We start from the raw sequence: 14239 nt of genomic DNA, 5'->3' as shown, positions 1-14239 counted from the left end.
GAGCTTTGGCGGCGGTATCGCAGTCTCGCGAGGCGCAAGGACGTCAGCGACAAGCCAATGCGCGACTTTCACTGACTGTCATTCCTCTCAGGGGTGCCCACGCAAAAGGACCACGAACAGCGTCGCAGAAAGCACGCTAGCCAGAGCAGCGTCACGACAACAGTGGCGAAGTGCCAATCTATGTCGCGGCGTCTGGCGCGCATTTGTGTTTCCAGCGGGTGGTCAGAGGTCCGGGCGAACGCGACGTATGCACAGCGCAGGCGAGTCGCTCCGCCTCTTCGACCTTGAGGCGGAGTTCTTCTAGTTCTGCAAGTTGGGAAGAGAGTTCGTTCAGCCGTTCGACAAACACAATCGTGCGGTGGTTCTGCATCGACGCCCTCGCCACAAGACTTGAACGGTCTAAGAGTAGAGAAGAGGAAGTGCGCAGCTCATTAAGATAAGTGAATCGGGGGTTGCGCCAAAAGACCTCTAGCCCGATTCAGGCTCAAACCCGTCCACTCCCTCAGGAACTCTCAGAGAGCGGAAAAAAGCGACACAACAACTGCTAGATTCAATATAGGCGGATCACGCGAGCAAATGCATTCTCAAGCGGCTTCGGGTCTGCTCCGATTTTTACATAGACTGGGGCGTAGCTTCTTTTTTCGGAATTTCCATCTTTGTAGACCTGAGACACGCAGTCGCTTAGCAGGCAATATAATCTGAGATGTGGAAGCCCCGGAGCGTGCGTTACAAATTCCGGTTCTGGTTTGAGATCGCCGAGGCGAGCCCAATAAGCCGAAGATCTGTTGAATATCTCAATTTTGTCGTCATTGATGCTAACCCCGTACGTCAAAGGGGGACCAATCTGCTCTCCATACGCGTGCCTTGCAATCTTTCTGAATGCAGTATGAAGGTCTGCAAGAGCTAAACGCTTTTCATCGCGTGTACCTGATTTCTTGTTCGGGAAAAGCTCTTCGAAGATTCGGTCGATATAGGGCTTTAGGCAATCGAGCTGTCGCTCAGAGAGTTTGACTCCGCTGTCAGTTACTTCTTTTTTGCAGTGCAGCCACCAGCCCGTGGGCTTCCTCCTTCGTGAAGTTGACACTGGCGCCGGCGTCGGCGGATGCGTCAGCAGGTCCCAACAGTGTAATGCGACCGGTCGCATTTCCCTTCACTTCTGTTTTCTGCGTTGCCGAGCCGGTAGGGCATCCTACTTTAATAAGCCTCATGCCCAGCTCGATGCGTCTGACTAAGTCGTCGGATTGGGCATGAGCCAATCCGATACCGATCGATTGAAGCGCGACAAGCCCAACGAATAGCAGCCGTTTCATCTCCTCCTCCACACTTTTAAGTGCTCAAAGCGACTAGGACAGGCCGGTTCGCGAGCTACGCCGCGGTTCGGTTGACAACTTCAAGTAGCTTATCTCTATTTCGACTACTTGAGCTTGGAAAAATGATGGGTGTGCGGCGCATCAAACCTCTGTCGAAACAGGCATTGAAGTCACTCGCTCCGAGGCGCCGCGCGCCTGTCCACTCCCTCAGGGTGCCGGTTCGCTCTCCTCAAGAGGGCCCCAGCGGCATCGAAAGGATCGTGAGAAGACCGATGGCGGCTATTGCCCAAGCAAGTAAATGCATCGTTCGCGTAGGGCGATTAATGAACATTCCCTGCTCCCTCCGGTGCAGCTCAACGTGGGCAATTACGTGGGTCGAGAGGCTGTTTGATCTAGATCGAAGTCCATGTGTCCCGGCAAACCCGGTCCGTTTACTCCTCTCAGGGGAGCTGATGCATTCCCTTCAGGCTGACGTTCACTGCTCTCCGGTTCCGCGGCGCTCCCCCTCGGTGACGTCCCGTTTCGATTTCGGAAATGATCTATGCCATAGGCGATCATCACTCCGACAATCCACCCGATAAAGATGCCCAGGTTGGTCCAGTGGCCGAACAGCTTCTTCTCAATCCAGCCGACACCCCAGACTGCGATGAGCCCTAACATCACCTTCAACAGCGTAGTACTCGTCTTTTCCTCTGAGAGCACTTCTCGCCTCCCTTGCAGCGCTCAGTGCTAAGCCTATTGACGCCGACGGACCAACTCCGAGCGAAACCGATCTTCTAGCTTCGCGCGGCAGCTGCGCCCTCGGCTTTCGCGCCCCTTAAGCAGCGCAGATCAATTTCAGATCAGCTTCGAACCTGATGCTGCGCTTGCCCGCAAGCGCCGTGCCCTCGAGGAAACCGCCCTTGGCATCGCACGTCCCGGAAAAACCAATTCCAATCTCGTGTCCGCCGAATACCGGGTCTTCCCCTCGCGCCGGCGTATGCTCTTGATTGACCATCTGCCCTCTCCATCGACCGCTGGAGGAGGAATATGACCCCAGATAGTAGAAGAAGGCATCGCCACCCAGGATACGGCCGTTGTTCAATAGCATCACTCCAGTCAGGCCGCCGGGGACGCCGTCCAAGATTTTGAGATGGATGGAGTACAATCCGTTGGAAATGCCACCTTCACCAATCATCCCGGGCGCCGGAAGGTCGCTTTCATCCAGCGGGGTCATGATGGATCGAAAGACGGCACCCGGCACCTGCGGGGAACTGCCCTCGAAGTGAAACGCCTTGCCAACGGCTCTTCCAACGACGGAAATTGACGAGACGTCGGAACCGAGCAAAGACTGATGATCGGCGCCAAAATTGTGTCGTCGGCTGGTCACATCGACACGGATTGAGTCCCCCTCGACATGGTAATTCCCTATATGAGCAAACCCTGAATTGCCGCCCAGCAACTTGCCCCGGCGCACGTACGTGACGCTCCGGCCAACCATTTGATTGATCGAGAATTCACTTTTGAAGAGGCCGTCGAAAGTGCTTGATAACTCGTTCATCCGGCACCACCGATTGACTCGGACTCCTCTTTTGCTCAGCGGCTAGTCTCGGAAGACCGAGAGTACCGTTCGATTATTTCGACATCGGGGTCGATGACGCCCTCGCGATAGCCGAACAAGTTGACGTCTGAGTTCGGGGCAGAGCAGACTTGCTCTGCCCTGCCCGTGGTTCGCTACTGGCCGCGCCTACGTTACCACCACTAAGCACCACAAAATCCATTCAGTCAAAACCGATAATTGATGCCGCCCTTGGCCGTATGAAGCTGAACCTCGGTGTCCGTGAAGGACGCGCCGGGGAATGCAAGAGCATTGCCGTTCGACTTTCCGAGATTGATGTAGATGTACTCGGCCTTGAACGTCCAGCGCGGATCGAATGCCCATTCAAGACCGCCACCCGCGGAGAAACCCACCTGGACCTCCGACGAGGAAGCGCTTCGCGTCAGGGCCGGGAAGAAACCGTTGAAATTGGCGATATTCGGCGTGGCGAGGTTGGAGGTGAAGATGCTGTTCTTGACGTGGCCCCAGGCGAAGCCACCGGTACCGTAGATCAGCACATTGTTCGCCGCGTATCCGAGACGTCCGCGGATCGTGCCGAAGACGTCGATTTCCTGCTTGAGATTGAATACGCCGGTGAAGGCGCCATTGTCGCCGCCGATCGTTCCGGTGACGCTGAAGGGGCGGCTCGCCGTCTCTCTGATGGCAGCGCCGCTGACATCCGCTTCCAGGCCGTACACGAACGTGCCGGACTGCCAGTTATAGCCGATTTGGCCGCCGCCGAATCCGCCCTTGGGGCTCACATCCAGGGTGAACGGCCCAGTCCCGCCCGTGACGACATAGCCGGGCACCGTCCCGGTTGCGAGCGCGCCGGGATCGAAGGTCGCGGTCGGATCGCTCCAGCCATAACCGCCATGCACGCCGGCGTAAAAACCGGTCCAGCTGAATGCGACCGGCGCGGGCGGCGCCTTGGTGTAGGCCCTGGCAAGATCGGCCGCGAAGGAGGCGTGGGAGAGACAGAGAGCCGAGAGCAGGAGAGTACCAGAGACAATGGATTTCATGACTTCCCTCAAATTGCGCCGAGAGGCGGCGCACCCATGGAACGATTCAGTAGCGGCTTTTCGCCTGCCTATTTCACAGAGGTGATCGCAACCACCATCTGCATGCGCGTTTGCCACCGTGCACCTAGTCGCAATAGCAGAAGCCATAGACGGCACCGATCTTCGCAATGTGAATATCCGCACTGGTCTTTCGCGACGTGGTGTCTGCGTTCGACCTGAAAATGGTCGTGGTGCCCAGGGTCTGCGTGCTCGAGCTGGTCCGTGTCTCGTTGCGGTCGATGTCGAAGTGCATGTAGCGATATTCGCCGCGCAATGACCATCGCTGCGTCAGCTTGAACTCGCCGCCCGCGCCGGCCGTATAACCCGCCACCCACTTGCCGTTGGGCCCTTCGAAATTGCCGGGATCGGGAAAAGTGAAATGGCCCAGCGCCAGGCCGCCGAGACCGTAAAGCATCAAGTTCGGGGTCACGAGATAGCCGGCCCGGCCGATCACGCCGACGTTCGAGCGCAATTGCTCGCTGGCCTGCATCGCCACCTGATTGACACCTGTCGTCACGACACCGTTGGAAACTTGCCGGGTATTCCTCGTTTGCTCGCCGACCGTCTTGAACGCGACATCGGAGAACAGCGTGCCTTCGATCTGACCGCCGGCCACGACATTGCCGGCTCGCCAATTGTAGCCTGCGAACAGGTCGACCATCGAGCCCATCGTGTCGCCGACGGCATTGCCGCGGGTCGTCGTGCTGACGACGCCATTCGTCGTTAGCACGGCGCCATTGAAATTCTGCTGCGCGGAGTCGGCCGTCGAGGCGAGGTTCTGTCGGGCGCGGCCTGCGCCGGCAGCGAAATAGGCGCCGAGATAGGGGCCCGCCCAGTGGTCGCTGGGCGCGCCAGGCATCGCGGCCATGGCCGAACGCGGTCCGCCTTCACCGAACCGGTAGACCATGCCGATCTTCCCGGTGTGGAAATCGGCATTGATCTGACGATGGGTGCTGTCGGTGGACACAGAGGTCCTGGAGGATCCGGTCGATTGCGAGTTCGATGCGAATTTGCTGGATTCGTCGCGGTCGAAGCCGTAATGCGCATAGCGATACTCGCCACGCAGCGACCAATTGCCTGTCAGCTTCACTTCGCCGCCGGCGCCCAATGTGTAGCCGGCCACCCACTTGCCGCTGGAATCGCCGCGGCTGAAGTCCCCGTCTGCGTTAGTGAAATGCCCCAGCGCCAGACCCCCGAGGCCGTAGAGCAGCACGTTCGGTGTCAACAGATAACCGGCCCGGCCGATCACGCCGACATTCGAACGCAGCTGCTGCTGAGCCTGGCTCGCAGCGGTTTGCGAGCCCGAGAACCGCGAGGTGACAGCTCCGTTCGAGGTGTCGACTGAGGTGAATGTCTGAGGACCGATGGTGTTGAACGTAACGTCGGAGAACACCGAGCCTTCGATCTGCCCGCCGGCCACGACATTGCCGGCGCGCCAATTGTAGCCCGCGAAAAGATCGACCATCGAGCCCGTCACGTCCCCGACGGGACGGCCGCGCGCCGATTCAGTGCTGGTGGAGGTCGTGGTCCCGACGCTGGTGGTCGTGCTGGTCCTGCTGTTGTTCGTTGCGATGGTTTCCGCCGCACGTCCGGCACCGGCACCAAAATAGGCACCGATATAGGGTCCCGCCCAGCCGTCGCTCCAGGCCGGGCCCGGCGGTGCCGCCATCGCCGACCGCGCGCCTGACGCGCCGAATTGGTAAACCAGTCCAACCTTGCCGACGTGGAAATCGGCATCGATATGCCGCCGGTGGACGGTGCTGTTGGTGGACGTGTTGGTGCCGCCGCCCGATACGGACGTCGACGAGTTGCCTGACGGCTCGTTACGGTCATATCCGAAATGCATGTAGCGGTATTCGCCGCGCAGCGACCAGCTGTCCGTCAGCTTGACCTCGCCGCCCGCGCCCGCGACATAACCGGCCACCCATTTGCCGTTCTTGTCGCTGACCTGCGCTTCCGGGTCGGGATAATTGTCGGGATAGGTCAGGTGCCCCAGCGCCAGGCCTCCGAGGCCGTACAGCAGCACATTCGGTGTCACCAGATAACCGGCCCGGCCGATCACGCCGACGTTCGAGCGCAATTGCTGCCGGTCCTCGATGCTGTTCGTCCCCGATTCTGTCGAGGTGACGACGCCGTTGTCGCTCGACACCGAGCTGTATGCCTCGTTGCCGACCATCCTTGTGGTGACGTCGCTGAACAGGGTGCCTTCGATCTGCCCGCCGACCACGACATTGCCGGTTCGCCAATTGTAGCCCGCGAACAGATCGACCATCGAACCGGTCATGTCGCCGGCGAGATTGCCGAATCCTGATCGCGTGAACGCCGACGACCCGCCGAGACTGCTGGCATTGCCTTCGTCGTCGATTCTCGTGGAGGTCTGCCTTGCCCGCCCGGCGCCGGCGCTGACGTAAGCACCGATATAGGGGCCGGCCCAGCTGTCACCCCAGGCGCCTGCGAATGAAGACCCGCGTGCTGCCGAAGGTATCGCCGCCATTGCGGACAGCGGCCCGGAATCACCGAATTGGTAGACCAGACCGATCTTGGCCAGGTGGAAATCAGCATTTATGCGTGACGAAAAGGATTGACTGCTAGTCGAGACGGACGTGGTTGCGCCCGTCGCCGAGCTGGCCGTTGAGCTGGCGGCTGCGCTCCGGTTGAAGCCAAAGTTCAGATACCGATACTCGCCGCGCAGCGACCAATTGCCGGTCAGCTTCAGCTCGCCGCCGGCGCCGACCGTGTAGCCGGCAACCCATTTGTTGTTGTCACCGCCGAAAGGATCGGCGCCGTCGGCAAAGGTAAAGTGACCGAGCTCGAGGCCGCCGAGGCCATACAGCAGCAGATCCGGACGCGCGAGAAAACCGACCCGGCCGATCAGCCCGACCCGCGAACGCAGCTGCTGGTTGCTCTGCACGATCGCCGTGCGGGCACCCGTCGAGGTCACCGCCCCGAGCAGCACGTTGGTGCTGACGCTGTTGAGCGTCTCGTTGCCGAACGGCTTCAACGCGACATCGGAAAAGACCGTGCCTTCGACCTGTCCGCCCGCCACGATACTCCCGGCCTGCCAATTATACCCCGCGAACAGGTCGACCATCGAACCGTTCACATCGCCCGCAAGATTGCTCGCGGTTGTTCCGGCCAGGGTCGAGCTCGACGTCACAACGCCGGCGTTTGTCGAGACAGAACTGTTACCGAAACGGCCCGTCGAGGATTCCGTCACACGTCCGGCACCCGCGCCGAAATAGGCGCCGATATAAGGCCCGGCCCAGCTATCCACCCAAGCGGGTCGGGGTGGCGCCTTCACAGAGAGGTCGGCGGCCAGAGCTCCTGCAGAAACCATGATCGAGGCGCCAGCCAATGAAGCGCCCGTCAGTGATGTCAGCTTTTTCACTCCACCCCCCAATTCCAATTCCAAAGCAGGCGCTCCAAAACCACAGGAACGCGCCCCGTCAAAAGGCGTAGCGCACCACGCCCTTGCCGCCGTCGTTTGATGGCTAAGTTACTGACACGTCATGGCCATCGGCTTCTTGTCCTGGCCTGCACCCGAGTTGAACGATTCCGCATCGTCTGCCCTTTTCGGAATCCATGTTGCTCGGTGGATACATTCGCCCGTTCAAAGCATGACGAAGTTTGACAGCGACGCGCTCGACTTAGCCTGGCGCGCGCAGCCAATTGGTTCTCGCAGAGAATGCGGCGCTTTACCGCACACGTAGCGCTTGCGCCGCGATAAACTCTGCGGCGGTATCAAGTTACACCTGAACTTTGCCGTGCAACGATGTCCAAGGTCGTATTCGCTTCGGATCAGCTTCCCGCGCATCTTGACGAAGGTGCGCGCCAGCGGCTGTGGCTCGACCTGTTCACCGACCATTTGTGCGCGGCGGACATTTCGTTCTTTCCCGATGCGCCGTTTTACTCGCGGTCCGAATTCCTGAAACTCGGCGATATCGCGGTCACCCAGCTTGAGGCTAATATTCAGACGGCAGTTCGTACCCAGCGTCACGTCGAAGCCGATACCCGCGGCGACTACATCATCGGCACCACGTTCAACGGTGTGAGTACGCTGATCAGGCAGGAAGGCCGCGAAGCCATTCGCGGCGCGGGGGAGGCGATGCTCTATACCAACGCCGCGCCGATCGCGTCGCAACTTGATGGGCCGATCGCCTTTCGCGGCATCACGGTGCCGCGCGCGCTGCTGGCCGAGCGGCTGCCGAATTTCGAGGACCTTGCCTTGACGCCGTTGGCTGCATCGCCGGCCTTGCGTCACCTGGAGCGCTATCTCGCCATCGTCATCGACTCCGACATCGATGCCGACCTCGTGCTGAAGGAGAACATCGGCACGCATCTCATCGATCTGGTCGCGCTGGCCCTCGGCGCCCGCGGCGATTCAGCCGAGCTTGCGACGCGGCGCGGGTTGCGTGCCGCGCGGCTGCAGGACGTGATCGCAGATATCAGGGGGCGTTTCGCTGATCCGTCGTTTTCGCCGAGCGAACTTGCACGCAAGTTAGGGCTTTCGCCGCGTTACGTCCAGGAACTGCTGCAGGAGACCGGATCGAGCTTTACCGAACGTGTCACCGAGCTGCGGTTGCAGAAGGCACGGAAGATGCTGCTCGATTCCCGCTACAACCGATCGAAGATCAGCGATATCGCCTATGCCTGCGGATTCAACGAGGTGTCCTACTTCAACCGCTGTTTCCGCCGCCGCTTCGGAACTTCGCCGAGGCATTATCGGCGCGATGTCGGCGAGCCGATGTGATCGGACGCGCAGTCCGGCGCTCCGCTGGGCTCGCGTCCACCACGCACCATGATCGCCTCCGATCGCGTCGTGGCTGCGGCTTGCCAGGCGGAGACACCTTGCCGCCCCTGTTGGTGTTGAGGCAAAATGTCCGCAAGAAAGTCAGGGCTATCGCATATGACTAGTGGCGGCCTGCGCGCACTCCGCCCTCATCCTGAGAGCCCGCCTAAAGCGGGCGTCTCGAAGGATGGCAGCAAGGAGAAGCTTTCAAATGCGATAGCCCCGCGCAAGGCAGGGAGGTCAGCATGTCACTGCTCGGCAAGGCCGCCGTCGCGATGTGGTGGAGTGTCCGCCCGGAGCAGCGCAGCGAGTTCGGTGACTGGCATTCGCACGAGCACTTTCCCGAGCGGATGAGCATTCCCGGCTTTCGCCGGGGTTCGCGCTGGACCAGCGCGACGGATGCCGAGGGCTTCTTCGTGCTCTACGAGCTCGAGCACTACGGCGTTCTCACGTCGAAGGGATATCTCGACCGGCTCAATGCGCCGACGCCGTGGTCGACGAAGATGATGCCGCATCATCTCGGCATGGTGCGCAGCCAGTGCCGGATCGCCGCGAGCTTTGGCGGCGGCATCGCAGGCGCGCTCGCCACCATCAGGCTGTCGCCGCTCAACGGACGGGCCGCCGAGCTGCAGGCCCACCTTCTCGATACGCTTGGCGCTCTCGCCTCCAAGCCGGGGCTGACGGGCGCCCACCTCCTCCTGACCGATACGCCCAAGACGAGTTCGCCCACCACTGAACAGCAAATCCGCGGCAATGACGGTGCCGCCGACTGGATCATTCTGTTGTCAGGTTACGATGTCGATGCGGTTGACGCTGTCATCGCCGGACAGCTCTCGCCGCCATCGCTTCAAAGAGCGGGCGCGCAGGATGGTCCGACGCCAGGTCGTTACAGATTGGCGTTCACAATGACACCGAATGACGTTGGGGCCTAGGCCGAGCCGATCAAAGAGCGCGCCGCTGCTCCGCAAAGAACTTCCTTGCCGCGGCTTGAAGTTTGCGCCCATCGTTTGGTCGTAGACCGACAATGAGCGCCTCCTGAACTCATTTGGGCGTCGAGCTCTTCTTGGAGGATTGTCCGCCAGGGGTGCTGCTGCCCGAGCCGTCCGTGGTGCCGGTCGACGAGGTCCCGGTCGTCATGCCGCCTTTGGTTTTGTCATTGTTCTTCGTGGTGTCGCTTGTTCCGCCCACCCCGGATTGCGCGCCTCCCTGTTGCTGACTGGGTTGCGCCATTGCGGTGGATCCCATCATCGAGGCGATCACTGCGCCCAGCATGAGCTTCTTGATCATCTGACCTGTCTCCTGTTCTGACTGCCAACAACAAGCCGATACGCTCCGTGTTCCTCACGTGCGCGGTTAAACCAGGAGAGAGCTTCTGCGCTCTGCGGTCCCTGCGCAGGCAGGGTTCTCGCATATGAGGGTTCGCGGTCCCGGCACCCGCGACAAAAAATCCGCAAAGTCCTGTCGGATCAGCGACGTCCCGGTCGTCCTCGTGACATGAATGGGCCATAGAGGCCAGCTCGGGCCCATCAACACTGAGGATAACAACCATGCCCAATACCGTCCGCCTGCACCGCGTTCTCGCCACCAGCCCGGAGAAAGTCTATCGCGCCTTCCTGGAAGCCGACGCGATGGCGAAATGGCTTCCGCCGAACGGCTTTACCTGCACCGTGCATCATTTCGAGCCCAAGGTCGGCGGCACGTTCAAGATGTCGTTCCGGAACTTCACGACGGGCAACAGCCATTCGTTCGGCGGCGAATATCTCGAGCTCGTGCCGCGCGAACGTCTCCGCTACACCGACAGATTCGACGACCCCAACCTGCCCGGCGAAATCCAGGTGACCGTGATCCTGAAGAAAGTCTCGGTCGGCACCGAGATCGACATCACGCAGGCCGGTATCCCCGACGTCATTCCACCGGAGGCGTGCTATCTCGGCTGGCAGGAATCGCTGCGTAATCTGGCCAAGCTCGTCGAGCCGGAGATCAATGAATAGCGGTCAGTATCTTAGGGTGGGCAAAGCGACTTGTCCGCCGTAGCTCGACGAGCGAAGGCGGAAGCGTGCCCACCAACGGTCTCTCAACCTCGCAAAGATGGTGGGCACGGCGCGCGAAGAGCGCGTCTTTGCCCACCCAACGGCACTTGCCAGATGGCGCGCACGGCGGAGCGCGCCTTTGCCCACGCGGCGGCACTGGTGTGCGGTCTTGATATGCATCAAGCCGTCAAGACGGCGAAGCGGCTAGGAGCAGAAGTCTTCCCTGCGCGCGTCGGAGGCGAAATGATGCGATCTGCTGTCGAATGGTTGATCATTGCCGGTGTTGCCGCCGGTTTCGTCACCGCGGCCAAGGGCGAAGACGTCGATATCGGCAAGGCGGAATTTCAGTCTTCGTGCGCGAGCTGTCATGGCGCCGATGCAAGGGGCAGCGGACCCGTCAGCAGTCAGCTCAAGACCCGGCCTTCCGACTTGACCGTGTTGACCAAGAACAACAACGGGGTGTTTCCCACCAACGCCGTTTACGAAACCATATACGGGTCGAAATCGGTTCCGGCGCACGGCACCCGTGAAATGCCGATCTGGGGCGAGCGGTTCAACCCCATCGTCAACCTGCCTCACGCCGTCGATTCCTATTATTGGCAAAAGGCAGGGCCGCAGCAGAACCCGGAGGTCGTCGTGCGGACTCGCATTCTCGCGGTGATCGACTACCTGAACCGAATTCAGCAGAAATAGCGATCGAACAGCGTCGCCGCACAGACGCCGAACGCCGCCTGCTATGCCTTCGCGGCAGGCCCTCCGCCTGCCGTCCAGCGCTCGGGATCCGGACTGTGCCCGATCAGCGCCAGGCCATAGGCGATCGACTCGAACTGGTCGCCGGACATCAGGCGCTCGTTGCCGAAGCGGTCAGCGAACAATTTTCGGACCGCAGGCACAAACGAGGTGCCGCCGGTCAGAAACACCTTCTCCACCTCGCGTGAGGCGATGCGGGCCTCGGCCAGCACCTTGTCGACGGTGGCACCCAGCCGGGCGATGTCGTCGGCAATCCAGGCTTCGAATTTCTTCCGCGTGATGGCCGCGCCGATGTCGACGCCGCCGCCCCTAAAGCGGAAGTCCACCTCGTCCTGCGCCGAGAGCGCCACCTTGGCGTCGGACACCGCGCGGTAAAGCGCAAAGCCGAGGTCGAGATCGACGATAGTGATGAAGTCCTCGAGCAGCTCGGGCTTCAGCGCGGTGCGCGCGAGCTCGCGGAGCTCGCGCAGATCGCCGTTGCTCTTCATCATCGCGAGCTGATGCCAGCGCGCCAGGTTCGTGTAGTGCCCGGTCGGGACCGGCAGCACCTTGTCGAACGAGCGGAAGCTGGAGCCCTTGCCGAGCCGCGGCGACACGATGTGGTCGACGATGCGATAGTCGAAGGTGTCGCCGGCAACGCCGATGCCGGCATGGCCGAGCGGCTCGGCGCGAAGAACGCCGCCCGTACGCGAGAAACGCATCACGGAGAAATCGCTGGTGCCGCCGCCGAAATCGGCCACCAGCACGGTGGCATCGCGCTCCAGCCTGCGCGCGAAGGAGAACGCCGCGCCGACGGGCTCATAGACATAGCGCGCGTGGCCGGCGCCCAAGCGCTCGAACGCGGCGCGGTAGCGCTGCATCGCCAGCGCCTCGTCGGGATTGCCGCCGGCAAAGCGCACCGGGCGGCCGACCGTGATGTTCGCCGCCTCGAAGCCGAACTTGTCCCCGCCATGGCGCGCCAGCGTGCGCAGGAACGCCGCCAGGATGTCCTCGAATTTGTAGCGCTGCCGGAAGACTTGCGTGGTGTTGAAGCTCGAGCTCGCTGCGAAGGTCTTGAACGATTGCAGGAAGCGGTAGACGTGGCGTCCTTCGAGAAACTGCTCGATCGCCCATGGCCCGCCCTCGGCCTGGGCACCGGCGCCCGGCCGGTCCTCCCAGAAGCACAGGGCCGACACGTAGACGCTGTGGCGCTGCCCGCCATGGTCGAAGCGAATGGCTTCGACCCGGCGGTCGTCCGCCGCCAGCGCAACGACCGTGTTGCTCGTGCCAAAATCGATGCCGATCGAGACGGCGGGCGAGGCGCTCGACATGAACCACTCTGAATGATGCTTGGAAAGGGGGCAGAGCACTAACGGCTTTGCCGTCCCCTTGCAAGACCTGGTCCGAGATGGTCGAGCCCGGACCTCACGCCGCGTGGCTGGCAGGCACGTCGATCAGTTGGACTGATCGCCTCGACGCCAGGCCGGAAACGGATCGGCGAGAGCGGACCATGCGGCGATGTCCATGGTGGACGTATCAGGGACAAGGCATGCGTCCAGCCTGCCACGGATCTCGGCTTCGTCCATGCCGGTGCCGATGAACACGATCTCCTGGCGACGATCGCCGTACAGCTTGTCCCAATACTGGCCGAGCCGCTTGCGCCAGGCCTCATCGTTCGGCCACCGCTCCTTTGGAACGCTCGCCCACCAGAACCCCAGCGCTTCGGTCCTCACGATCGCTCCCGCCTGGCTGATCTCGCCGAGCCATTGCGGCCTCGTCGCCAGCCAGAAATGACCCTTCGCCCGGATCACGCCTGGCCAGGATGCCTTGACGAACTTGTCGAACTTCGCCGGATCGAACGGCCGGCGGGCGCGGTAGACGAAGTTCTTCACGCCATATTCCTGCGTTTCAGGCACGTGGTCGGCGAAACCATAGAGCTCCTTGTACCAGAGCGGATGCTGCTGGGCCTTCTCGAAGTCGAACCGGCCGGTGTTGAGCACGCGGTCGAACGGCACGCGGCTGTGATTGGCTTCGATGATGTCGGCTTCGGGATTCAACGAGCGGATGATCTGCCGTGCCGCCTCGCGCTGTTGCGGCGAGGCATCGTCCACCTTGTTGAGGACGATCACGTCGGCGAACTCGATCTGCTCCACGAGGAGATCGACCAGCGTCCGCTTGTCGCCGTCCAGCGCCTCGCCGCGCTCGCCGAGGAACTCGGTCGAGGAATAGTCCTTCAGCAGGTTGGCGGCGTCGACCACCGTCACCATCGTGTCCAGGTGAGCGATGTCGGAGAGGCTTTCGCCCTCTTCCGAGCGGAAATCGAACGTCGCTGCGACCGGGAGCGGCTCCGAAATGCCCGTCGATTCGATCAGCAGATAATCGAAGCGCCCGCTTTCGGCGAGCGCACGTACTTCCCTCAGGAGATCGTCGCGCAGGGTGCAGCAGATGCAACCGTTGGTCATCTCCACCAGTTTCTCATCAGTCCGCGAGAGGTTGGCACCACCATCGCGGACCAGGTCCGCATCGATGTTCACCTCGCTCATGTCGTTCACGATTACCGCCACTTTCAAGCCGTGCCGATTGTTCAGGACGTGATTCAGCAAAGTGGTCTTTCCAGCCCCGAGGAAGCCGGACAAGACGGTGACGGGGAGTTTGGGCATGGAGATCGAACAGCCTCTTGAGGGGGATGGGCCGAGGACAACGAGACACGGCATCTCACTATGTAATGTTATAACATTACATTCTCT

The 14239-nt window shown here is 61.3% G+C and carries 11 protein-coding genes; 4 read left to right on the top strand and 7 right to left on the bottom strand.

Going from position 1 to position 14239, the window contains the following annotated elements:
• Positions 1-1019 precede the first annotated feature (1019 nt).
• The 4 genes from I6F12_RS04980 to I6F12_RS04965 all read right to left on the bottom strand — a co-directional run bounded on the left by I6F12_RS04980 (position 1020) and on the right by I6F12_RS04965 (position 7332).
• A complete protein-coding gene (locus tag I6F12_RS04980) occupies positions 1020-1310 on the bottom strand; it encodes a hypothetical protein (RefSeq protein WP_225155628.1) in 291 nt (96 codons plus the stop codon).
• Between the two features lie 817 nt (positions 1311-2127).
• Entirely contained in the window at positions 2128-2850 is a 723-nt protein-coding gene (locus tag I6F12_RS04975) for a GrlR family regulatory protein (protein ID WP_109144347.1), read from the bottom strand.
• Positions 2851-3074: 224 nt separating this feature from the next.
• On the bottom strand, positions 3075-3905 hold the full coding sequence (locus I6F12_RS04970; protein ID WP_225155627.1) for an outer membrane beta-barrel protein: 831 nt from the start codon (positions 3903-3905) through the stop codon (positions 3075-3077).
• Positions 3906-4029: 124 nt separating this feature from the next.
• On the bottom strand, positions 4030-7332 hold the full coding sequence (locus I6F12_RS04965; RefSeq protein ID WP_225155626.1) for an outer membrane beta-barrel protein: 3303 nt from the start codon (positions 7330-7332) through the stop codon (positions 4030-4032).
• A 384-nt stretch (positions 7333-7716) separates the two neighbouring features.
• Between I6F12_RS04965 and I6F12_RS04960 the strand changes: the two genes are divergently transcribed.
• Positions 7717-8694, top strand: coding sequence for an AraC family transcriptional regulator (locus I6F12_RS04960; protein WP_109144350.1), 978 nt, complete (start codon positions 7717-7719; stop codon positions 8692-8694).
• A 284-nt stretch (positions 8695-8978) separates the two neighbouring features.
• The gene (locus tag I6F12_RS04955) at positions 8979-9665 is read left to right on the top strand and encodes a hypothetical protein (protein ID WP_225155625.1); all 687 of its coding nucleotides are present in this window, start codon (positions 8979-8981) and stop codon (positions 9663-9665) included.
• Between the two features lie 109 nt (positions 9666-9774).
• Here I6F12_RS04955 and I6F12_RS04950 read toward each other — a convergent pair whose 3' ends face one another.
• The gene (locus I6F12_RS04950) at positions 9775-10020 is read right to left on the bottom strand and encodes a hypothetical protein (RefSeq protein ID WP_036005707.1); all 246 of its coding nucleotides are present in this window, start codon (positions 10018-10020) and stop codon (positions 9775-9777) included.
• A gap of 260 nt (positions 10021-10280) precedes the next feature.
• On the opposite strand from I6F12_RS04950, the gene I6F12_RS04945 reads away from it, so the two are divergent.
• Entirely contained in the window at positions 10281-10724 is a 444-nt protein-coding gene (locus tag I6F12_RS04945) for an SRPBCC family protein (protein WP_225155624.1), read from the top strand.
• Between the two features lie 153 nt (positions 10725-10877).
• Positions 10878-11456 carry a c-type cytochrome gene (locus I6F12_RS04940; RefSeq protein ID WP_225155623.1) on the top strand — a complete coding sequence of 193 codons (579 nt, stop codon included), beginning with the start codon at positions 10878-10880 and terminating at the stop codon, positions 11454-11456.
• Positions 11457-11497: 41 nt separating this feature from the next.
• Here the strand turns inward: I6F12_RS04940 and I6F12_RS04935 are convergent, their stop codons facing one another.
• Together I6F12_RS04935 and zigA are read right to left on the bottom strand one after the other, a co-directional pair.
• Positions 11498-12823 (bottom strand): Hsp70 family protein, encoded by a 1326-nt coding sequence (locus I6F12_RS04935; RefSeq protein WP_036023319.1) that lies wholly within the window; start codon positions 12821-12823, stop codon positions 11498-11500.
• A 123-nt stretch (positions 12824-12946) separates the two neighbouring features.
• Complete coding sequence (zigA, locus tag I6F12_RS04930) at positions 12947-14152, bottom strand: zinc metallochaperone GTPase ZigA (protein WP_057030072.1); 1206 nt, start codon at positions 14150-14152, stop codon at positions 12947-12949.
• Between the last annotated feature and the right edge of the window lie 87 nt (positions 14153-14239).

Origin of the sequence: Bradyrhizobium sp. IC4059 (assembly GCF_020193615.1) — a bacterium.
In the GTDB taxonomy this organism is placed as follows: Bacteria; Pseudomonadota; Alphaproteobacteria; order Rhizobiales; family Xanthobacteraceae; genus Bradyrhizobium; species Bradyrhizobium yuanmingense.
This window is presented reverse-complemented; position numbering and strand designations above follow the sequence as displayed.